Here is a 22,395-nt window from a genome sequence, read left to right on the forward strand (position 1 = left end):
GGTGATCTCCTGTCGTTCCCGATTCTCATTCCCTTAAAACACACTAGTTCTATCTTATACGAAACCTTTCCTATATAAAACCGCTCTTCTTTCCGACTTTTTCCCGGTCGGTTTGTTCCGTCCCCCATTTTTTGAAGTTCCTCGCGGAAATTGTTTTTCCGGGAATGGGTATATTCATATAGTAAACGCAATGAAGCAACTTATAACCGGATAAAGGAGGCCGCATCCATGTTCAATAGCAAGGCTTGCCGATGGTGGAACATATTATTCTTTTTCGCCTTGGTGGCGGTAAATGTCATGGCGGAGACACTTCCTTTGGGCGGCGCGAAAACCGGGGAGTTGTCCGACCGCTATCCCTCCCACCTGACCCCCGAAGGGTATGCCTTCATGATCTGGAATGTCATCTATCTTCTGATCGGCTGTGCGGTGGTCTATCTCTTTCGGCGAAAAAACGACGAGGCCAAATGGATGCGGACTTATACGGCATGGTTCGGGCTCTCTTGTCTATTCAACATAAGCTGGCTGCTGTTATGGCACCAGGAATACCTGCCGCTTTCCTTCGGGGCTACGCTGCTGCTCTTATGGTCCCTCTTCCAGCTCCACCGCCATACCCGCGTCACTCCTCGGCCGGCTTTGGGGGAAATCTGGTTCATCCGTTTTCCCTTTAGCCTGTATCTGGGCTGGATCCTGACCGCTACGCTGGTTAATCTGCAGATCCTTGTGCAGCACGTTATTCCTTCCCGCTCTTTGCCCGATCTTCCGGCAATTTGGCTGGCAGCGGGGCTGCTCATCGGCGGAACGGCCGTCGTTTTCCTGCTCGGCAGCCGCACCCGCGATGGAGTTCTCCCTCTGCCGGTGGCCTGGGGATTTGCCGCGATCGCGGACAAGCATTCCGAAGAACGGGTGGTGTTTGTGACCGCGGGCTTGGCAGCGGCCCTCCTGTTTCTACTGGCCGCCTCCCTGCTCTTCTTTCGCGCCCGGGAAAGGGACTGACGAAGTCTCTCAAGGATCGAATCCGCAAGCCATAACCCCCTTGGGCCGGACGAACTACACGCCGCATGCCCCGCTCTAACGGACATCATAGACGCTATTTCGCGGAGATCCGCATTTTCGGAATTCTAACGGAAATATTAGCGCCTATTTGTCCAATTTCCCGTCGAAATGATCTCATTTTACTGAAATAGCGGCTGCTGCGTCCGTTAGAATCTGAAAGTGCCCTTCATGAGCGAAATAGCGGCTATGGCTTCCGTTAGAAATTTTCGGCCGAGCCTTAAGCCGGGGCCGTCCCCACTGTCGACTCAGCACCCAGCCGACCCTTGGCCTAGGACCGGACGAACTACACGCCGCGTGCTCGCTCTAACGGTCATCATGGACGCTATTTCGTGGAGATCCTCACTTTTGGGATTCTAACGGAAATATTAGCGCCTATTTGTCCAATTTCCCGTCGAAATGATCTCATTTTACTGAAATAGCGGCTGCTGCGTCCGTTAGAATCTGAAAGTGCCCTTCATGAGCGAAATAGCGGCTATGGCTTCCGTTAGAAATTTTCGGCCGGGCCTTAAGCCGGGGCCGTCCCACTGTCGGCTCAGCACCGCCCAGACGATCCTTAGCGCCTAGGACCGGACGAACTACACGCCGCGTGCTCGCTCTAACGGACATCATAGACGCTATTTCGCGGAGATCCGCACTTTCGGGATTCTGACGGAAATAAGCGCCATGGCAGCCGTTAGAATTTTGTCTCTAATAAGCCGGGCGAACCGGGCATATTTTTATAACGAAACAGAGGCCCCACCAAGTCTCTTCGACTGGCGGAGCCTCTGTTTCCCCAACATTCGCCTTATTTGAAAGCGACCGCTTCGATCTCCACAAGGCCGTCCTTCGGCAGGCGGGCCACCTCTATGGCGCTGCGGGCAGGATACGGCTCGCTGAAGAAACGCCCGTAAATGGCATTTACCGTAGCGAAGTCGTTCATATCCTTCAGGAACACCGTTGTCTTCACGACTTTATCCAACCCTGTCCCCGCGGCCTCCAAAATAGCGCCCAGATTCCGCAGCGCCTGTTCGGTTTGCGCCTCGATCCCCGCGGCAAGCTCGCCCGTCTGCGGGTTCAGACCGAGTTGGCCGGAAGTGAACACATGCTCCCCGATCTGAATAGCCTGCGAATAAGGCCCGATGGCTCCCGGCGCCGCTGTGGTGGAAATCACTTGTTTACTCATCGTTCATCCCTCTTTTTTTAAAATTTCTTATATTGTAGCCAGATTTGGGCTCCGAACGCAACCGGCGAGACGGGCTTTTTCCCGTGTTTCAGCCAGGCCGGTAATCTAATGGCTGTTATAGCCGTTATTTCTCGGCTCCCGGCGCAAGCGGCAGGTACAAAGAAAACGTGCTGCCGACGCCCTCCTTGCTCTGCAGACGGATAAAGCCCCCCAGCAGACGGGCCAGTTCTTTGCTGATCGAGAGCCCCAGACCGGTTCCCCCGTATTTCCGGCTGATGGACCCGTCCGCCTGGCGGAAGGCTTCGAAGATGGCCTCCTGCTTATGATGCGGGATGCCTATGCCGGTGTCCGTGACCGCGAAGACGATCCACTCCCCCGGCAGCACCTTACCGTCCGGCGGCAGCTTGCGGATTTCCAGCTTCACTTGCCCCTGGTGGGTGAATTTGAAGGCGTTGGACAGCAAATTCCGCAGTATTTGCCCCACCCGCTGGGAATCGGACACTATTATGCTGGGCAAGCCCTTTTCAAGGGAGACCTGGAACCGGATATCCTTATGCCGGGCGATATGTTCGAAATGCATCTCCAGCGTCTCGGCTATTTCCGCCAGCACCACCGTCTCCCGCGCGATTTCCATGTGTCCCGCCTCCACCTTGGACAAATCCAGGATATCATTAATGATGCCGAGCAAATCTTGTCCCGATTTGTAAATAATCGTACCGTAATTAGGGTTTTCATCGCCGTTCTTTCCCCGTTCCTCCCCCTCTTCCGTTTCCGCCAGAATTTGAGCCAAATTAATGATGCTGTTCAGCGGTGTTCTCAGTTCATGGGACATATTGGCCAAAAATTCCGACTTATACTGCGAGGCCAGCGCCAATTGCTCGGCCCGTTCCTCCAGGTCCAGCTTCGCCTTCCGCAGTTCCTCGGTCTGCATTTGCAGCAGATTGTTGGTGTAGCTGAGCTCCATCGTATGCCTCCGCTCCAGTTGAAAATCCCAGAGAATGAGCGCAAACGCGAGGCTCATAGCGACGGTCAGCGGGAAGGTTACGGGCGCAATCTCCAGCAGGTACTGCTTGGCGGGAATGACGCCGAACACGCCGATGTTGATCGTATTGACGACGTTCGTGACGAGGATGGTAACCATCGCCTTGATCGTTAGCCGATAATCGGTGCGCCGCATCCAAATATTAAGCAGGGCGCAGACCACCCCCATAATCGACATATTGATCAGCCCGGCCATGGCCGCCTCGTTCACCCCGAGCGACAGTCTGGCCAGTCCGATGCCGAGGCCGATCAACACCAGCGCCCCGGGTCTCTTGTAGACGGCGGAAGCGATAATTAAAGGGACCAGGCGCAGATCGAAGATCACGTTTTCGCTGAGTTGAAATCCGAACTCCATACAGAGCCATCCGGAAAAAATAAAGAGCGTCAGGGATAACGCGTAGTTTATTTTCGGGTCGATTTTCGAAAAGGCATACTTATAGACCACATTCACGAGGTAAGCAAATGTGATCAGCATCCCCAGATTAAGCAGAAACATTTTGCCAAAACCCATAAGCTCACTCCCGGTATCTATTCCTCCTGTTAGGCTCTTCCATCTTAACATATCCGGCGGCGCAGGAAAGAGATGAATCGATTTGCAAATATTTGCATAAATATAACAAAAAAAAGGGCGCAAATCAGATTCGATTCGCGCCCTTTTTCCAGAAGAGCGGATGTGAAAGCGGGCTGCGTTCCGCGTCTCGCTTCCGCAGGCTGGTCCACAGGCCTCGAAGTCCGCCACGTTTGGGCAAAGGCTCGGGTTCGGACTCGGGCAGCGGCTCAACTTCCACTTCCCGCAAAGAATAGTAACGGAGATGATAGGTGTTGACCGTATCCCCTTGGACCGTCACCACGCTGTCTCCCCGCATCTCGATGATTTTTCCGGTGATTACGCGGGATACATACATCCTTTCGCCTCCGATAGTTCAGGCTAAGCCGCGAGTCTACTTGCGGGCACGTGCCCAGTCTTCGTACTCCCGCTCGGCGGCATCCTTGGTGTGTCCGTAACGCTCCTGAAGTTTGCCTACAAGCTTATCCTTCTCCCCGGCGATAATATCCAGATCGTCATCCGTCAGCTTGCCCCATTGCTTTTTGGCTTCGCCTTTGATCTGGTTCCATTTTCCCTTAAATACGTTCTCGTCCATCTCAAGTCAACTCCTTGTCCGATTTGTAACAAAGCAAGATGAGCATATGGAACTTTCCGTATATGTTCTAAATACCCTCAGCCCATGCCTTTGAACCGCCGTGCAATCCGCCCTTGTCCCTGAAAACAAAACAAACCCAATGAAATTATTGGGCTTGTTTCTTTACTTGCTTGTTGCGATAGGCTTCGATAAAAAGCTCAGCAAAATATGGATCCCACTGGGTTCCGCGGCCTTCTTCCAGAATCGCTACCGCCTTCTCTTCGTCCAGTCCCTTCCGGTAAGGGCGGTCGGAAGTCATGGCGTCAAAAGCATCGGCGACCGCAATGATCCGGCCGAACAGCGGAATGTCGTCCCCCATTAATCCATCCGGGTAACCGGCGCCGTCGTAACGCTCATGATGCGACCTTACACCGGGCAAAAAAGGCTCCATCGCATCGGCCGGTTCGATCCGTTTTAGAATCGCTTCTCCCAGCACGGGATGCTCCTTGATACGTTCCCACTCCTCATCGCTCAGTTGTCCTTCCTTTAATAGAACCGAATCGGGGATCCCCATTTTTCCGATATCGTGAAGAAGCGCCGTTTTCCTCAGGTCCTGAAGCTCCTCTTCGGAAAGACCGGCGAGCCTCCCGATTTCGACCGCATATTCCGCGACCCGCAGGGAATGGCCGGCCGTGTAACGATCGCGGGCATCCAGGGCAGCCGCCAGCGTGGCAAAATAGCTCTCCAGCAGTTGATTGTTGCGTTCGGCCTGAACTTGGATTCCGCGCAGCATATGATTAAACCCGGAAACAAGCCGCGAGAACTCGTCGGAGAACAGATCGCTCGCTCCGGACCGAAGCTGCCCGATTTTTACCTCGGCCATCTTTTCGTAAAGATGCTGGATCGGCAGCACGATCTCCCGGGTCAGCAGCCTGGAGCCGATAAAGGCGAAGCCAAAGCCGACCGCGAGAATATATATCGCCCATTGCCAATAGGAAGAGTCGACAGCCATCCACTTCCCTCCCAGGCGAAATTGCACGGATAGGCTGAAAAGCAGCAGGGGGAACGCCCCGATCATAAAAAAACTCCATCTCAACTTGCGGCGAATGGATAAAAGCACCCTGCCGCCAAGGGTAAGTTCCTTGCCATATTGCCGAAGCGCCCGGGACGATAGCTCCATTAAAACCGGACGTATGGTATAGGAGGTTAAATAAAACTCGAGGAGTCCATGCATCCCGGCCACGATAATTACTCCAATGGAAGCAAGCAGGACATAATAATAAGGAATCGATAATTTTCCGATATAAATGAGCCATAGTGTTAATCCGGCAGCCGGGAGCAGCAGGCCCAACAGATGGGGGCCGAGAATGCGTTTGACGGCCAGAACCGGTAAACGATGGGTTCGTATATAAACCGTTTGGAGGTTGGAATAGCTGCCTCCTTCCTTAGCGAAGCAATTGCGGATAGGTCTGACCTGCAGGGTAAACACGAGCCATTCCAACGCGAACATAACGCAGATGGAAAAAAACAGTACCCCCGTCAACCAATAATACTCCTCGATCGAAATGTCCAAAGGGGCAAACAGCATCAGGCCGCCGGACGCCACGATCGCCAAAAGCGTACCGGCTGCATAATTGAGCTTTAAACGAGAAATAAAAGTGTTATATACCGTCAAGGAATCGCCCGTCCTTCCTTCCGTATCGCATTAGCAGAACAAAACGCTTCTTACATCATTATCGGCAGAAAAGAGAAAAGTTTTCACAAGCAACGGGAGCGGCAGCTTCATACCCGGATTTGGTGATTAATGAATTATAGAACTATAAGAAGGGAGGCCGGCTATGGACCTTACCGCACTCACGGATTCGATTATCATATTGCTGGCCAGCTTGCTCTTGATCGGCGTATTCGCCACCAAATTCTCCAGCCGTTTCGGGCTTCCGGCCCTCGTCTTTTTTATCGCTGCGGGCATGGTGCTGAGCCGATTTATTTATTTCGACAATGCCTTTCTCGCCCAATTGGTCGGGACCTTCGCTTTAATCGTCATTTTGTTTGAGGGAGGCATGCAGACCCAATATACGACGATTCGGCCCGTCATCCCCAGCGCTCTATCACTGGCCACGATCGGGGTTGTGATTACCACGGTCATTATCGGCATTAGCGCAACCAACATATTGGGGATTTCTCTGGAAGAGGGCTTGCTGTTCGGAGCCATCGTCGGAAGTACGGACGCTTCCGCCGTTTTCTCCGTGCTGGGAGGAAAAAATATCAAGGAACGCCTTACGGCGACCCTGGAAGCCGAGTCGGGAAGCAATGACCCGATGGCGGTTTTTCTCACCGTCACCCTTATCGAATGGATTCGGCATCCCGAGCATGACCTCGTTTCCCTGGCGCTTTCTTTCCTTTTGGAAATGGGATTGGGGCTGTTGTTGGGATTGGCCTTCGGCTGGCTCGCCGTTAAAGTAATTAATAGCATGAATTTTGATTCCTCGGGATTGTACCCCGTTATGGCTATCGCCTTTGCCATTTTGAGCTACGGCGTCGTCTCCGCCTTGCACGGCAGCGGGCTGCTTGCGGTTTATGTGATGGCGCTCGTGTTGGGAAATTCGGACCTGACCTACCGCCAGTCGATTCTCCAGTTCAACAAAGGTTTTGGCTGGATTATGCAAATCACGATGTTTACGCTGCTCGGTCTGCTCGTATTTCCCGGAGAACTGCCGGGAATTATGCTCCCCGGTTTGGCGCTGTCGCTCCTACTGATGCTCGTAGCCCGTCCGGTCGGCGTTTTTGTCAGTACGATGTTCTCCAAGTTCTCTTTTCAGGACAAAATCCTGATCTCCTGGGCAGGACTCCGCGGGGCGGTTCCCATCGTGCTGGCGACCTACCCGCTCATGAGCGGTTTGCCGAACGGCCCCCTTTTCTTTAATGTTGTCTTCTTTATCATCTTGACCTCGGCGGTCATTCAGGGGGCCACGATCTCCCCTTTGGCGGTGAAGCTCGGCCTGGCCGACGAAAGCGGCACCGGCCAGCATTCATTGCTGGAGCTCGTCGCTTTGGGAAAAACGAAATCGGAGATCAACCATCTCCATATCCATGCGGGAATGAGGATCATCGGCAAGGAACTGCAGGAGCTCGACCTGCCGGAAGAGGTGCTCGTGACGGCGGTCATCCGCGGCGAACAGATCATCACCCCCCGGGGAAATACCGTGATCCGGGAGGGGGATACGCTTTACATTCTCGGACCTAAGGCCCAGCGGGACAAAATTAAAGCAATTTTCAGCTTTCAGGAAATGCCGCATGTCCCGATCGTGCCCGCTCCGGATTTAATTCCGGGCGATGTGGACGAGAAAAACATGGACAAGCCTTTTCCTCCGGATAAATAAAATTTTAAAAAAATATTTTTGAAGGTAAGCTCCTCCTCCAACCCCGAAACCCCAAGCAGCGCCTTGGCTGCTGCGTTTTTCGGGGTTGTTTTTTGTCACATACTAAGTGATATTTTTCACATTAACCCCATACTATATATGCTAAAATGCCATCGAACAAAGGTTTTAGGACTCCCCAAAAAGACCTAGAAACCCAGTATTGGCGCTAGTTCGCCCTCCTACAATGTTATTAAAATGTCCGTACATTTTAATATATATATTCCAAATCGGAGGTCATTATTTATGAAGAAATATTCCATTCTTTTGTGCAGTGCCCTTCTGCTTGGCGTTCTTGCCGGTTGCGGATCCAACGGCGAAGGGAAAGGAGCCGCTCCGGCCGGCAATGCCCCTGCGGAAAGCAGCGCCCAGACGGGAGCAGACAAAGCTAATGCCGGAAGCGAGCAAGGCAAATATAAGGACGGCGTTTATTTTGCCCAAGGGGAAGCCGACGCAAAGACCGGCTGGCAATCCTACGTTACGCTGACGGTATCCGGAGGAAAAATTACGGAAGCCAAGTGGAACGCAACCAACGCCAATATCGGCGTAGACAAAGTAACCTACTCCAAAGAAGGCAAGTATGGCATGAAGGCAGGCGGCGCTCAATCCGAATGGCATGAGCAGGCCGAGAAAGCGGAGCAATACCTGATTGAGAAGCAAGATCCGAAAGCGATCAAGTTGAATGAAGAGGGCAAAACCGACGCGATTACCGGAGTTTCCGTACACGTTGACGATTTCTTTAACCTGGCGGATCAAGCTCTGACGGCCGGTCCGGTAGAAGCCGGTCCTTATAAAGACGGGACCTACCACGCCGAAGGCGATAAGTTTGACGAGAAGAGCGGCTGGAAGGAAACCGCGGACGTGGTTATCGCTGCAGGCAAGATCGTTAAGGTCAACTTCAGCGGTGTGAACGAAGCCGGCGAAGACAAGAAACAAAACTCCATCGACGGCAAATACGGCATGAAAGCCGGCGGGGCACAAGCCGAATGGCATGAAGAAGCGGCCAAAGCCGAAGCTTATCTGGTTGAAAAGCAGGATCCGGCTTCCCTTACTTTTAACGAAGAAGGCAAAACCGACGCGATTTCCGGCGTATCGATCAGCTTGAAGTCCTACTTCGATCTGGTGACCAAAGCGCTGGAACAAGCGAAATAACAAGTGAAATAACAAGCCTGCTGCTCCATGATTTCCACTCTATAACAAGAAGGTGAGTCCCTTGAAAAAGATTGTCGTTCTGGGCGGTGGTTACGGCGGTGTGGTAACTTCCAAACACCTGGCCAAACTGTTTAAAAAAGACAAGGATGTAGAGATCAAGCTGATCGACCGCAATCCGTACCACACGCTGCTGACCGAACTTCACGAAGTCGCCGCCAACCGCGCGCCGGAGGATTCCGTCAAAATCGAACTTAAGAAGATTTTTGCCGGACAAAAGGTGGATGTGGTGCTCGATTCCATCGATCACATTGATTTTGCTTCCAAGGAGCTCCGCTCCGAAAAAAATACTTACAAATATGACTACCTTGTGATCGGTACCGGATGTAAACCTACTTTCTTCGGAATTCCGGGAGCCGAGGAACATTCCTTGACTCTATGGTCCTTTGAAGACGCCGTTCGTCTGAAAGAACAGGTGCGGCGCAAATTCAGCGAAGCCGCCAAAGAGACCAACCCGGTCAAACGCCGGAAGAAGTTGTCCTTCGTCATAGTCGGCGCCGGCTTTACCGGAGTCGAACTGGTCGGCGAATTGGCCGAATTCCGCAACGAACTCTGCAAGGAATTCTATATCGAACCGAGCGAAGTCCGCCTCGTCGTGGCGGATATGGCACCGAAAATCCTGCCGATTCTGCCCGACAAGCTGATTGCAAAGGCGGTAAAACGCCTGCATAAAATGAACGTCGAAATCGTCACCAGCGCCAAAATTACCGGGGTTACCCCAGGCGGTGTCGTGCTTGGCGACAGAGAGCTCGAAGCGGACACGGTGGTATGGACCGCCGGGGTTGAAGGCTCGGAGCTCGTCGGCAAGCTGGATGTGAAGCAGGAAGGCCGCAAGCGGATCGTCACCAATGACAAACTGCAAAGCATCGATCATGAAGATGTTTATGTCGTCGGCGACAACATCTTCTACATTCCGGAAGGCGAGACCCGTCCGGTACCGCAGATGGTCGAAAACGCCGAACAGGCCGGCCCGCTGATCGCCCATAATATCCACGCCGATGTTCATAACAAGCCGAAGAAATCCTACAAGCCGGGCTTCCACGGTACGATGGTCTGCATCGGCAGCCGCTATGGCGTAGCGAATGTAGGGCTTCCGAATAAAATGTTCATGCTTTCCGGTTTCATGGCGATGTTCTCCAAGCACTTGATCAACATGTACTACTTGTTCACCGTCGCCGGATTCAACAAAGTCTGGACTTATATGATGCATGAATTCTTCCATGTGAACAATCGCAGAAGCTTTGTCGGCGGACATTTTTCCAAACGTTCCCCTAACTTCTGGCTCGTTCCGCTTCGGATCTTCGTCGGTTACAAGTGGTTGGAGGAAGGGCTCGACAAGCTTCCTAAGATCCTGAAGGATCCGAACAACATCTTCCTGATTCCGGCTTCTCCTCATGCGGGTGACGCGGTTTCCGCCGCGAGTGAAGCGGCCGGCAAAGTTACCGAAACCGTAGACGCACAGGCGGCGGCTTCGGCTGTCGAGAGCGCTTCTACCGCGGTCACCGCCCTGCCGGTGCCTGGATTCATCAAGTCCATCGTCAACTGGTTTATGGAAGTTTTCTTCTATACCTCGGATGGGGGTTACACCGCGCTCGCTACCGTGTTCCAATTCTTCATGGTCTTCATGGAGATCGCGCTCGGCATTCTGATTATCGTCGGTTTGTTTACGGCGGTTGCCTCGGCTGTCACGGTCGGCTTGGGAATTATGATATGGTCGTCGAGCATGGCTTCGACCGAGATGCTCTGGTATATGACCGCAGGGGTAGCCTTGATCGGCGGCTCCGGCAGCACCTTCGGCCTCGACTACTACGTGCTTCCTTGGCTTAAGAAACAATGGAAGAAGATTCCGCTCGTACGAAGATGGTACCTGTACACGGATTAAACAAGTAATGAATTGAACTATTAGCATTTTAACCTATTTAGTGAAGAGTAATGTGCGTACCCGCACATTACTCTAATTTTTAATCTATTACCTAAGATTTTAACTATCGCGGTATTACAGCGAGGAGTGTGCCCTTATGAATGTTGAGCTCATCCAGAACGCTAGCCACCTGTTACGGGGCGAACTGTCGCCCGAAACCGGCATAGAGCTTGACTTGCCTGTCGCAGCCATTCAGCCTTATGCCCTGCTCTTGGAGCAATCCGAGATGCCGGCGGTACGCCGCCAGCGCCTCTTGTCCATTTACATCGCAATCAAGCTCGCCCTTCAGCGCCATGGAGAATGTGAAGCCACCGGCGGCGGGGAAGCCCTTGTCCGCAAAGTGCTGGACGGCGACTACCTATACAGTTTATATGTACAGCTCTGCCTGAAATGGGGCGAGATCGACCTGCTCGCCAAACTCGCTCCCGTGCTCAAGCAGATCCAGATCCAACGCGCGGAAGGCCAACCGGACGACGATCATCTGCTAAAAAGCCTAGAACTATATTTGCAATTGGAAAGTCACCGCATCCGACGGGCGATCTAACCGCAGAAGCACCATAAGGAGGGTCATCGCATGAAGCCACAACTTACGCTTGACGAAGCACTCGATATTTCCCTTCGCTCGGTGGACCGGGAAATCGAAAACATGGTAAAGTACGACAAAGACGTCCCCCGTTCTTCCGACCTTGGCAAGAGCATCGTCGAATTGGTTCGTTCCGGCGGCAAAAGAGTCCGCCCGCTCATGGTGATCGTCGGCAGCCGTTTCGGCCCGTCGCCGGACGGGCGCAAAGTGTGGCGGCTTGCGGCAGCGGCCGAATTTATCCACGCCGCCTCCCTCATCCATGACGATATCATCGATGACTCTCCGGTCCGCCGGGGACAAAAGGCCATGCATATCAAGCTCGGCGTAAACGGAGCCCTTCATGTGGGCAACTATATGTCCGCCCGAGTAATCGAGCTTCTGTCCGTGTACTCCGCGGAACGGGAACGATACGTCTACGATTTGTCCTCCCTGGCGACCACCCAGCTTTGCCTTGGCGAGTATCAGCAACTCACCCATCTTTTTGATTACGACATCACCATTGAGGAATATCTGGAAAAATCGAGAAACAAAACGGCTCAGTTAATGGCCGCTTGTTTAAAAATAGGCGCGCAATCCGCCGGTGCCGAGGAGAAGACCGCGGACCTGCTGTACAGCTTTGGGGAAAAGCTGGGCATGGCTTTCCAAATCAAGGACGATATTCTCGATTTTACGCAGTCCGCGGAAAAGCTGGGTAAACCGGCGGGCAGCGATTTGCGCAAGGGCCAGGTTACGCTGCCTGTGCTGTTCGCGCTGCGGAACAAGCGGCTGGCCTCCGCGATCCGGACCGTAGGCCCGGAGACCCCCGCGGAAGTTACCGATGCGGTGATCGCGGCGATTCAGCAATCGGATGCGCTGGAGAAAAGCGAACGCCTTAACCGTCAATATCTGGACGAAGCCGAAGCGATCATCAACCGGCTGAAACCATTTCCGGCTTACCGGGATTTGCAGACCCTACTGTGGTATTTTGGCGGCCGGGAAAGCTGATGCCGCCGGAGAGAGCACCGGCACCCCCCTCGTCTGCTTGAGGTCGGTGCCGGTGCTTGTTTTGCGTTTTCCCCAAATGTCCGCTATATTAGCGGCCATTTGGGGCGCTATTTCGGACCGATTCGGCTCGGCCCTTATTCACCTGCCAGGTTCCAAGGGAAGCTGGTCGCACCGCCTTTAGACAAAAAAAGTGCAAGCTGCCGTGTGGAAATACCACTTGGCAGCTCGCACTTTTTTTACATGAAGAAAAAATCCCCGAGCGTAAAGAACAGGATCACCATGCTGATCACCTGGTTTAAATTGTAGGACGCCACCTTCATCACCTTGCGGTTCGACGGCTTGATGATTTTATGTTCCGTCATCAACAGGAAGAAGGAAATCACGATCCCCGCGACGTAGAGCCAACCCAGATGCCGAATCGGAATGAGCGCGATCAGCAGCAGCACCATAATGAGATGAAGACCGGCCGCGATGCGCAAACCGTTTCTTAGGCCGAAGATACTGGGAATGGACCACAGCCCGTGATTTTTATCGAATTCGATGTCCTGCGAACCGTAGATAATATCGAACCCCGCGATCCACAGCATTACGATCGTTCCCAGGATAAACGGGGTAAAGGCAAACCGCCCGGTCACGGCGAACCAGGCGCCGATCGGCGCCGACGCAATCGTGAAGCCGAGATACAGGTGGCTCAAATACGTAAACCGCTTCGTATAAGAATAGGATGAGATCAGAAAAATGGCCACCGGCGATAAAACCAGGCACAGCGGATTCAGCATCCCTGCCGCAAAGACGAATATGGCGTAATTGACGACCACGAACAGCAATACTTCTTTTTCCCCGAGCAGCATGCGCGGTAGGTGGCGGTGTGCCGTGCGCGGATTCTGCGCGTCAAAGGTCCGGTCCACCACGCGGTTAAAGGCGTTGGCTCCGTTGCGGGCGCCGATGAGGGCGATCAGCCCCCACAGCATCACCCGCCAGGAAGGAAAGCCTTCCGCGGCCCATACCATTGCGATAATGGCGAAGGGCAGGGAGAACAGCGTATGCGAAAACATCACCAGTTCGCTGTACAGCCTGATTTTTGTGCCGATTCTACGGGCGTACTCCATAAGCGTTCTCCCCCTTTGCCTCACAGGCTGCGTGCAGGGCGTACCCCAGGGCGGCGAGCATCTCGGCGATATCCTCCTCCGTAATGACCAACGGCGGTTGAAACGCGAGCACGTTGCGGTCGACTCCATTTTTACCGATGAGGAATCCGAGGTCCTTCATTTCCTCCAGCACCTCGTCAACCAACTGCGCTCCCCGCCCCGGATCATCGGCGCACAGCTCGGCGCCGATCATAAGCCCAGCGCCGCGCACGTCGGAGACGAGCCGCGGGAACCGGCCGGCCAGCTCCCGCAGGCCGTCCAGCAGCCTGCGGCCGAGGCGCTCGGCGCGCTCGGGCAGGCGGTGCGTCTCGATGTAGTCGAGCACCGCCAACGCGGCCGCGGACGAGACCGGATTGCCGCCGAACGTGGAGGCCGAAGGCCGGGTGAAGCTGGCGGCGATCTCGTCCGTCGTGGCGAACGCCGCCACGGGCACGCCGCTGCCCAGCGCCTTCGCCATGGTCACGATATCGGGCGTGACACCCCAGCGCTCCATGGCGAACATGCGGCCCGTGCGGCCGAAGCCGGTCTGAATTTCATCGGCGATGAGCAGTACGCCGTACTGCTCCAGCAGCGCCTTCACTTCAGGGAAATACCAGTCCGGCGGCACAATGATGCCGCCATTGCCCTGGATCGGCTCCGCGATCATGGCGGCGATGTCGCCGCCCTTCTCCGCGAGCACCGCCTTCAGGGCATCGATGGAGCGGCGTGCCGCCGCTTCGCTGCTCATCCCGCGTTCGAACGGGCGCGGGATGAACGACACGTCCTCGACCGCCTGCGCCTGCGGATGGTCGAGCTGCGGGTCGGAGCGCCACATCGCCAGCCCCGTGACGCTCATGGTCAGATACGTGCGGCCGTGCAAGCCCTGCTCCAGCGCGATAAAGCCTTTCCGCCCAGTATGCAAACGGGCGAGCAGCAGCGCGCCTTCATTGGCCTCCGAGCCGCTGTTCACAAAGAACGTGCGGCCGAGCCCTCCGGGCAGCACGCCCGCCAGCCGTTCCGCCAGCTCCACATTCGGCTGCGTCAAATAGATCGTGCACGTATGCTGGAGGGTTCGCAACTGCTCCGCGGTCCGCCGGGTAATTTCCGGATTGCAGTGGCCGGCGGCGACCACCGACACCCCCGCGAAGAAATCCGTGTAACATTTGCCGTCATGCCCGTACAAATACTGCATTTCGCCTTTAACCAGCTGCGGCGGATTCCGGTAAAAATGACTGGTACAAGGGTAAAAATACCGCCGACGCTTCTCTAACACACCCTCCGGTCCGATATAAGTTTGCTTCATCTTCAACCGCCCTCTTTCCTTTGGTCTCGTTGATTGGTGCCTCTTTGTTTGACACGGTTGAGGCAAAATTAGCGGGAAAAACTCCAGCTATTTCACCCGTCATTCCGGTGATAACCGAATTAACTGGAAAAACTGGAGTTATTTTAGAGGAAACCTGTAAATGTCGGCGAAAATCGCAAAATTAACTCCAGTTTTTCCTGTTAAATTGGTGAATAGTTTGCTTGCGTGCGAAATTAGCGGGAGTTTTTCCTGCTAATTGCCGCTGGCTGGCCGGGGCAGGGTGGGGCACCGGTGCGCTGGCCGCCGCCAGCAGGCCCGGCGAGCCTGCGGCATGCACCCCCGCGGTGCTCACAGCCGCTGCGGCGGCCTTCCAGCGCACGGCACTGCCGCAACGCGCGGCAGCGGGGGCCGCTTCGCCTACGCCCGCGCCGCCGCGGCCGGCTCCGCCGCCGGTGCGCTGGCCGCACTGGCTGCGCCGCCGTCAAACTGCAGCGCGCCCAGCGTGTAGCCGGCGTAGACCGGCGGCAGGCCCGCGAAGCGCTCGGCGGCCGTGTCCGGCTCCGCCAGCGCGGCTTTGTAGGCGGCCACAACCTCGCGCAGCCGCTCCGGCCGGTAGGTCGCCCCCTCGATGCGGAAGACGGCCAGGCCAGCCTCCTTCAGCTCTTTGACCAGCGGCAGGAGGCACAGCTCCTTGGCCAGGGTCAAGTGATTGCGGCCGTATGCGTCCCGGTACACAGGGTTCTCTCCTTTGTCCGTCTTCAGCACAAGCACACTGTTGTCGACGAAATGATTGTCTTCTTCCCCAATCGGCTCGAACACTTCCGCATTTTCGTACAGGTCATGCTCCATGTACATCAAGGCCGGAGAGCCGTGCACGATCGCCTCCAGCGGCACGGGCGTTTGGGCCAACAGCGCGGTAAAATCCAGCAGCGGCAATTCCAGCGAAGCCGTCAGCCGCCCGATGCCAAGGTCGGCGTAAAATCCGGCGGACAAACGGTTATACACGTTCAAGTTGAAGTCTCCGACCAACGGATAGCCCTTGCCCGCGAAACGGCGAATCGCTCCGAGATTCGTCACCATCAGCCCGTCGATCGGCAGGCGCTCCCCGGATAATAATGCGTCGTACATATCAAAATGCAGCTCCGTCATCATCCGCGGCAGGCACAAATACAGTTTCGCCCCGCCCTTTAGCGCCGCCAGCTCCATGATCTCCGCTCGGGTGAACGGACGATCCGGCTCAAACACATCGCCCGACAAATAGATATGGTCCGCTCCCGCTTCCAGCGCGGCGGCCGCCTGCGCCTTGTTGTTGACATGCACCGAGATTTCGGGCGTGGATTTCCCGGCTTCCCCGCTTTTGGCGGCAGCCAGGACGGACCATTGCCCACGGATTTCATCCAGCCGTTTTACGCCCAATTCCCGTTCTTCGGTCGGTGTGCTGAACACTTTTCCCGTGCTGTAAAATTTCCCAGTTCCCTCATACCGCTTATTGATGTTCGATAAGCCCGGACGCCCGAAAGCATACGCCGTGGAAAAATCGCGTTTCCGGTTCTCGTAGAGCAGTTGCGTATCCTTGCCGCGCTCAAAACCCGCCGGATCGTTAATGTACCGGTCGATCGCATCCCCGTAGGCGTTGACCAGCATGACGACAAACGCTTTGTCCCGCATGCGCCCCTCGATTTTGAACGAGGTGATTCCCCCGTGGATCAACTCCGGGATATGCTCGTACATGAACATATCTTTGACGGCAAGCGGATACTCCGAAGGGTAAATGCTGCCGTCTTTTTTGATCCGGTAATCCCAGCGGCACGGCTTGAGGCACTTGCCCCGGTTGCTGCTCATGCCGAATACCAGCGAGCTGAAATAACAATTCGCCCCGTGTACCGAGCACATATCCCCATGCACAAAATACTCCAGCTCCATCCCCGTCACCGCCTGCAGATAACGCGTCGTATGCAGGTCCATTTCCCGGGACGTGACGACCCGGGTGACGCCGAGTTCCTGGAGCGCTTTGACCATTTCCACATTATGTACATTCATCATGACCGAAGAATGCACCGGAATGGTCAGCTTCAATTCCCGGATCAGCGCCAGAACGGCGAAGTCCTGAACGATGATCGCATCCGGCGCAGCCTGCTCGAGAAAGCGCAAGTATTCCGCCGCCTCGTCGATCTCCCCTTCGTTCAAAAGATTATTGACCGTTACGTACGTTTTTTTGCCCAGGGAATGGGCGATCTTCACCGCTTCCGTAATTTCTTCCCGGGAAAAATTGTAGCCTTTGCGCATCAGCCGCATATTCAAGCTTGGACCGCCAAAATAGACGGCATCGCAATTCGCCTCGATCACCTCTCTGAAAATTTCAAACGTTCCCGCCGGTGCAAGCAGTTCGACCTCTCTACTGTTAAAATAGCGTGCCACCGCGTTCCCCTCCTCCGTTATTCCGCGTCTATCCGCACGGTTTCTCTTAAATCCGGCGCAGCATCCATACCGCCGCAATCAGTGCAACATACGACAATACAAACCAGGTATCCCGGCGGCTCCAGCTCAGTTGATGGTATTCCGTGCGCGGCGCGCCGATTGTATATCCCCGGGATTCCATCGACAGAACCAGCTCTTCGGCGCGGCGAAAAGCACTGACCGTCACCGGCACCAGCAGGGAGACGAGCATTCTCCCCTTCTCCCGCCAGGGAAGCTCCCTCAAATCCGCGCCCCGGGCGGCCTGAGCCTTCAAAATCTTTTGCGTCTCCTCCAAAATCGTCGGGATAAACCGCAGTGCGATACTCATCATCAGCGTCAGGCGCTGGGGTTGCAGTCCGATTTTCTGAAAAGGCGCCAGCACACCCGCCAAGCCCTGGTTTAGAAGCCCGGGGGTGGTGGTAAACGTCAGAATCGCCGTAAACGAAACGAGCAGCGCCATGCGCGAGGCGGCAATGAAGCCGCTCCTTATCCCCCCGGTATATAGCGCCCAGGACCCGATGCGCCACAGCACTTGGCCCTGCTCCACCGTCAGGCACTGAACGGCAAAAATAAACACCATCAGCGCCCACAGCGGCTTGGCGGCCTTGACATAATACTTGATCGGGATCCGTGTCGCCGCCATATAAGCCAGGGAAAAGACCGCGGCAAAAGCAAGCGCCTGCCATGAGCCGACGATCACGATCGCCGCGAGATACAGCAGCATACCGGTAAGCTTGGCCCTGGGATCCAGGCCATGGATCCATGAGCCGGTATCGATCCGGCGTCCGAACAGCAGTTTATTGCGCACGGTTATCCCCCTTTCCCCGTATGGCTGCCTGGACCGCGCGGCGCGTTCACCAAGAGGTGAAGGCGTGCCGCAAGCGCCTCCGGCGTCAGGCACGGCTCCTCGCCGCCCAGGCCAAACCTGCCCGCGATTTCGTTCCACATGGCGATGCATGCCGGAACCGTCAGGCCGCATTCGCGCTGCAACCGCCCCGCCTCCCGGACCAATTCGGCGGTGGGCCCTTGGAATGCCTTTTTGCCCTCCTTCATGACGATCCACAGGTCGGCGTACGGCAGCATTTCCTCCAGACGGTGCGTAACGACGATCACCGTCTTGCCTTGCTCCCGATGCAGCCGGGACAACAGAAGCGCGAGCTCGGCCCGGCTCTGCGGATCGAGTGTAGCGGTCGGCTCATCCAGCACAAGCACGTCCGGATCCATCGCCAGGACGGAAGCGATCGCCACTTTGCGCATCTGCCCGCCGCTGAGGTGAAACGGATTTCGCTCCAGCAGGGAATCGTCCAGACCGACCATCTCCAGCGCTCTGCTCGCCCGTCCCTTCGCTTCGGACAGCGTCATGCCGAAGTTTAACGGACCGAAGCAGAGATCTTTTTCCACCGTATCCTCGAACAGCTGCTGTTCCGGAAACTGGAACACCAGGCCTACCCGCCGGCGAAGATCGCGCAGCGGCAGAGGTTTCTCTCCGGCTTGAATTAGACAGTCCAGCACCCGGACCGTTCCCCCGGTCGGCCTTAAAATTCCGTTGAAAAGCTGCAGCAGCGTCGATTTCCCTGATCCCGAGGCTCCGGCAACCGCGGCAAATCCGCCCTCCTCCAGCCTCAGGCTGATATCCTCCAACGCGCTTTGACGCCACAGGCTGCGGTCGTCATAGGCGAAGCTTACATGCTCGAATTCAATTGCCATATCGCGTCCGCCACCTCCTCCGGAGACTCGGCCGCAAGGCAAATCCCCCGCTTACGGAGCTCACACGAGAGCCGGATGCCATAGGGCGCAATCAGCCGGCAGGATTCCAGCAGAGCTTCGTCTCGGAACAATTCACGGGGCGGCAAATCCGCCGCCAGCCCTCCCTTATGCAGCACGATCGCCCGATCCGAAGCCAGGATCTCCCCGGCGTCATGCGTGATGGAGATCATGGTGTACCTCCCGGAACGCTTCATTTCTTTTAAAATGGCCAGCAGTTCTCCCCGCGCCCGTTCATCCAGCATGGATGAGGCTTCGTCAAAAATAAGAATACCGGGCTCCATCGCCAAAATCGCCGCGACGGCGACCCGCTGTTTCTGCCCTCCCGACAGCTCGGAAGGGTGTTTGGACAGCAGATGGCCGATTTCCAGCTTATCGGCGTAATGGCGAACCCGCTTCGCCATCTCCCCGCGCGGCAGACATCTCCCTTCCAAGCCGAAGGCGATATCCTCCTCGACGGTGGCCCCGATAAACTGGTTATCCGGGTTCTGAAACACCATCCCGATTCGCGGACGGATTTGCTGAACGGTCTCCTTGAGCAGAGGGATTCCTTCTACTATAATGGCGCCGGCATTAACGGACAGGAGCCCCCCCAGCAGCTTCGCCAGAGTTGATTTGCCGCAGCCGTTGGGGCCGACGAGGGAGACCCAGCTTCCCTGCGGGATGGAGAAGGACAATTCGTTAAGGACCGGATGTTCCGGCTCGTAAGCAAAAGAGACGTGCTGCAGTTCATAGGCGAGCCTGGTGGCATTCATCGCCATTCTCCTTTCCGGCCGATTCCCGGCCCTTTCTCAGCTAGGCGGATTCGGTCAAAAACCCGTCGAACAGCGCCAGTCTGGACAAGGAAGGAATCAGATAGCGCACCGCAATGCCGACCGCAATGCCGGTTAATACCCCCATGAGGAGCAGCATCGGCAAGTAATAGAATATATTTGACGTTTTGAAGTACAGAGCTGCGGCGGTCAACTGCCCGATGTTATGGGCGATACCTCCCACGATGCTGATTCCGATCACGCTAAGCCGCTTGCGGCCGACCAGCAGCAGAAACCACATCGCCGCGAAGCTGAACAGCGCCCCCATGATGCTGAATAGAAAACTGGAAAAAGTGCCGAAAATAAAAGCCGTCAGCAGTGTTTTTAATAGCACCATCATCATGGCGTCCCTGGCCCGGAGGAAATAAAGACATGTGAGCACCATGATGTTGGCCAGCCCGAGCTTTGCTCCGGGAACGCTCATATTGATGGGAATAACGCTCTCCACCAGACTCAGCACGACCGCAACCGCCGCAAAAATAGCGATGATGACCGTTCTTTTTAGGGCCAAATGGGATTGTTCATTTAACGACGGCATCGAGCTCATCTCCTTCCCCGGACGCCCCCTCGATTTCTACAAGCAACTTGTTCGGCAAACAAACGATAGTCCCGCCGTTGCGTTCAATAAATCCAAACGTATAACACACTTTATCCGGACAGTCGGCATCGATCATTTCAATGCCATAATCATGAATTTTCAAGAGGTTGTAGCCGTACTCCGTTTTAATCTCAATCTCCTGTTCTTCTCCGGTTAACTCCACCGTGCGAAACGGCTTGCCGTTCACAGAAATTTTAGCTACACGGGGTTCGTTGTGATATTTTTCACTTGAATCCCCATCAAACCAACGGGGGACCAAGAAAGCCGCGGCAATGACAACAATCAGCCCGATCAGCAGGATATCTCCACGTTTCATGGCTAACTCCTTTTATCTTATTTTTTAATTATATAAATCTTAGATGAACCCATTATACCTGTAACTTTCCTCACTCCCGTGTGACAAATGTCTCAATCTAGGACCCATTTCACAAAATCATCACTTAAAGGGCAGTTTATTAGAATAATTCTTACTTTGTGAATGAAAGTACTTTTAGCTCATTTTTATTTCTGCTAAAATCAAGGCGAGATAACGGGAGAAATGAGGCTACGCATATGAAGAAGAAAAAAACGGCAATCCTGTTGCTGACCCTGGTCTTGATTACGGCGCTGCTTGGAGGATGCGCGGGCGGCGATTCCGCGAATGGGAAAGCGGCGGACTCCCCGGCTGATGCGCGGGCCGCCACTTCTTCCAAGGATTCGTCGAAGTCCGGGACGTCCATGAAGCCTTTGGTCCAGACCTTTTTTATATTTGATACCGTCGTCACCATCAAAATATATGATAGCCGGGCTACCGCCGGGAACTTTAAAGAGCTGGAAGCCCTGATGAAGGACATCGACCGCAAAATCAGCCGGACGAATGAGGACAGCGAGATCCATAAGGTAAATGCGCAAGCGGGCATTGCCCCCGTGGAGGTTTCGCCGGATACGTTCGAACTCGTTCAGCTCGCCGTCGATTATGCGCAAAAAACGGACGGCCTGCTGGACCCGTCGATCGGACCGCTCGTCAGCTTATGGAACATCGGCCATGAGGGGGCGCATGTCCCTCCCGCCGCGGACATCGAAGCCGCCCGGAAGCTGACGGATTACCGCAAGATTGAGCTCAACCCGGAGAAGCACGAGATTTACCTGCGGGACAAGGGGATGCAGATCGACCTTGGCTCCTACGGTAAGGGTTATGCCGCGGACGCCATCTACGATTACTTGGCGGAGCAGGGCTTCAGCAGCGCGATCATCGACCTGGGGGGCAATATTTTTGCGATGGGCAGCAAGCCGGGCGGATCCACCTGGAACATCGGCATTCAGGATCCCTCCCAGGAACGGGGCAACCCGATCGGAACTGTCCGGGTCGAAGACAAAACCGTGGTAACCGCGGGGATTTACGAGCGCTTCTTCGTGGAAGACGGCAAACTGTACCAGCATATCATCGATCCGCGTTCCGGCTACCCGGTCGATAACAATATCAGCAGCGTCACGATCGTGACGGACCGTTCCACGGATGCCGATACGATGGATACCTCCCTGCTGATCATGGGGATCGAAGAAGGACTCAAATTCGCGGAAAATACGCCAAACACGGAAGTCCTTTTTATCACGAAGGACAAAAAACTGTACGCTTCCCCCGGATTCAAGCAAATGTTGAAGAAAACCAACGACAGCTACACGTTCGCCAACTAATTTACGCAGAAAAATCCCCGCCGTTTTATTGAGGCGGGGATTTTTCTGAAGATTATGGGGTCCATAATTTGTAAGCGGACAGGTGAATAAGGGCCTTACGTTGGATCCGGCGTGCCCCATTTCCCTAACCGCCGTCGCATGAGCAGCTTTGCAAGAAAGACGAAAATTAA

20 protein-coding genes are annotated in these 22,395 nt (G+C 55.1%); 7 read left to right on the top strand and 13 right to left on the bottom strand.

What is annotated here, in order from left to right; genetic code table 11:
* Window positions 1-228 precede the first annotated feature (228 nt).
* Window positions 229-993 (top strand): tryptophan-rich sensory protein, encoded by a 765-nt coding sequence (locus V4U84_RS14810; RefSeq protein ID WP_334074755.1) that lies wholly within the window; start codon window positions 229-231, stop codon window positions 991-993.
* An 844-nt stretch (window positions 994-1,837) separates the two neighbouring features.
* Here V4U84_RS14810 and V4U84_RS14815 read toward each other — a convergent pair.
* The 5 genes from V4U84_RS14815 to V4U84_RS14835 form a co-directional block, all read right to left on the bottom strand.
* Window positions 1,838-2,215 (bottom strand): RidA family protein, encoded by a 378-nt coding sequence (locus tag V4U84_RS14815; RefSeq protein ID WP_334074756.1) that lies wholly within the window; start codon window positions 2,213-2,215, stop codon window positions 1,838-1,840.
* Window positions 2,216-2,339: 124 nt separating this feature from the next.
* Window positions 2,340-3,767, bottom strand: coding sequence for an ATP-binding protein (locus V4U84_RS14820; RefSeq protein WP_334074757.1), 1,428 nt, complete (start codon window positions 3,765-3,767; stop codon window positions 2,340-2,342).
* A 124-nt stretch (window positions 3,768-3,891) separates the two neighbouring features.
* Window positions 3,892-4,161 (bottom strand): hypothetical protein, encoded by a 270-nt coding sequence (locus V4U84_RS14825; protein WP_334074758.1) that lies wholly within the window; start codon window positions 4,159-4,161, stop codon window positions 3,892-3,894.
* Between the two features lie 36 nt (window positions 4,162-4,197).
* Complete coding sequence (locus tag V4U84_RS14830) at window positions 4,198-4,398, bottom strand: CsbD family protein (RefSeq protein ID WP_334074759.1); 201 nt, start codon at window positions 4,396-4,398, stop codon at window positions 4,198-4,200.
* A 145-nt stretch (window positions 4,399-4,543) separates the two neighbouring features.
* Window positions 4,544-6,052 (bottom strand): HD-GYP domain-containing protein, encoded by a 1,509-nt coding sequence (locus tag V4U84_RS14835; protein ID WP_334074760.1) that lies wholly within the window; start codon window positions 6,050-6,052, stop codon window positions 4,544-4,546.
* Between the two features lie 163 nt (window positions 6,053-6,215).
* Here V4U84_RS14835 and V4U84_RS14840 point away from each other — a divergent pair, with 163 nt between their 5' ends.
* The 5 genes from V4U84_RS14840 (at window position 6,216) to V4U84_RS14860 (ending at window position 12,490) form a co-directional block, all read left to right on the top strand.
* Complete coding sequence (locus V4U84_RS14840; protein ID WP_334074761.1) at window positions 6,216-7,757, top strand: potassium/proton antiporter; 1,542 nt, start codon at window positions 6,216-6,218, stop codon at window positions 7,755-7,757.
* 282 nt (window positions 7,758-8,039) lie between these two features.
* A complete protein-coding gene (locus V4U84_RS14845; RefSeq protein WP_334074762.1) occupies window positions 8,040-8,945 on the top strand; it encodes an FMN-binding protein in 906 nt (301 codons plus the stop codon).
* Between the two features lie 61 nt (window positions 8,946-9,006).
* Entirely contained in the window at window positions 9,007-10,884 is a 1,878-nt protein-coding gene (locus V4U84_RS14850; RefSeq protein WP_334074763.1) for an FAD-dependent oxidoreductase, read from the top strand.
* Window positions 10,885-11,020: 136 nt separating this feature from the next.
* On the top strand, window positions 11,021-11,467 hold the full coding sequence (locus tag V4U84_RS14855) for a hypothetical protein (RefSeq protein ID WP_334074764.1): 447 nt from the start codon (window positions 11,021-11,023) through the stop codon (window positions 11,465-11,467).
* A 30-nt stretch (window positions 11,468-11,497) separates the two neighbouring features.
* A complete protein-coding gene (locus V4U84_RS14860; RefSeq protein WP_334074765.1) occupies window positions 11,498-12,490 on the top strand; it encodes a polyprenyl synthetase family protein in 993 nt (330 codons plus the stop codon).
* Window positions 12,491-12,726: 236 nt separating this feature from the next.
* On the opposite strand, the gene V4U84_RS14865 is transcribed toward V4U84_RS14860, so the two are convergent.
* From V4U84_RS14865 to V4U84_RS14900, 8 genes are all read right to left on the bottom strand, one after another.
* On the bottom strand, window positions 12,727-13,599 hold the full coding sequence (locus tag V4U84_RS14865; protein ID WP_334074766.1) for a UbiA-like polyprenyltransferase: 873 nt from the start codon (window positions 13,597-13,599) through the stop codon (window positions 12,727-12,729).
* Window positions 13,583-14,920, bottom strand: a complete 1,338-nt coding sequence (locus V4U84_RS14870; RefSeq protein ID WP_334074767.1) for an aspartate aminotransferase family protein — start codon at window positions 14,918-14,920, stop codon at window positions 13,583-13,585. The genes V4U84_RS14865 and V4U84_RS14870 overlap by 17 nt, the downstream gene beginning before the upstream one ends.
* 417 nt (window positions 14,921-15,337) lie before the next feature.
* On the bottom strand, window positions 15,338-17,338 hold the full coding sequence (locus tag V4U84_RS14875; RefSeq protein WP_334074768.1) for a peptidase U32 family protein: 2,001 nt from the start codon (window positions 17,336-17,338) through the stop codon (window positions 15,338-15,340).
* 46 nt (window positions 17,339-17,384) lie between these two features.
* A complete protein-coding gene (locus V4U84_RS14880; RefSeq protein ID WP_334074769.1) occupies window positions 17,385-18,185 on the bottom strand; it encodes an energy-coupling factor transporter transmembrane component T family protein in 801 nt (266 codons plus the stop codon).
* Window positions 18,186-18,187: 2 nt separating this feature from the next.
* A complete protein-coding gene (locus tag V4U84_RS14885) occupies window positions 18,188-19,084 on the bottom strand; it encodes an energy-coupling factor transporter ATPase (protein ID WP_334074770.1) in 897 nt (298 codons plus the stop codon).
* Window positions 19,060-19,896 (bottom strand): ATP-binding cassette domain-containing protein, encoded by an 837-nt coding sequence (locus V4U84_RS14890; RefSeq protein WP_334074771.1) that lies wholly within the window; start codon window positions 19,894-19,896, stop codon window positions 19,060-19,062. Before V4U84_RS14890 ends, V4U84_RS14885 begins: the two co-directional genes overlap by 25 nt.
* Before the next feature lie 40 nt (window positions 19,897-19,936).
* On the bottom strand, window positions 19,937-20,491 hold the full coding sequence (locus V4U84_RS14895) for a Gx transporter family protein (protein ID WP_334074772.1): 555 nt from the start codon (window positions 20,489-20,491) through the stop codon (window positions 19,937-19,939).
* The gene (locus V4U84_RS14900; protein WP_334074773.1) at window positions 20,475-20,867 is read right to left on the bottom strand and encodes a NusG domain II-containing protein; all 393 of its coding nucleotides are present in this window, start codon (window positions 20,865-20,867) and stop codon (window positions 20,475-20,477) included. The genes V4U84_RS14895 and V4U84_RS14900 overlap by 17 nt, the downstream gene beginning before the upstream one ends.
* A 236-nt stretch (window positions 20,868-21,103) precedes the next feature.
* Between V4U84_RS14900 and V4U84_RS14905 the strand changes: the two genes are divergently transcribed.
* A complete protein-coding gene (locus V4U84_RS14905; protein ID WP_334074774.1) occupies window positions 21,104-22,225 on the top strand; it encodes an FAD:protein FMN transferase in 1,122 nt (373 codons plus the stop codon).
* Window positions 22,226-22,395 lie beyond the last annotated feature (170 nt).

The organism is Paenibacillus sanfengchensis (genome assembly GCF_036864765.1).
Lineage (GTDB): Bacteria > Bacillota > Bacilli > Paenibacillales > Paenibacillaceae > Fontibacillus > Fontibacillus sanfengchensis.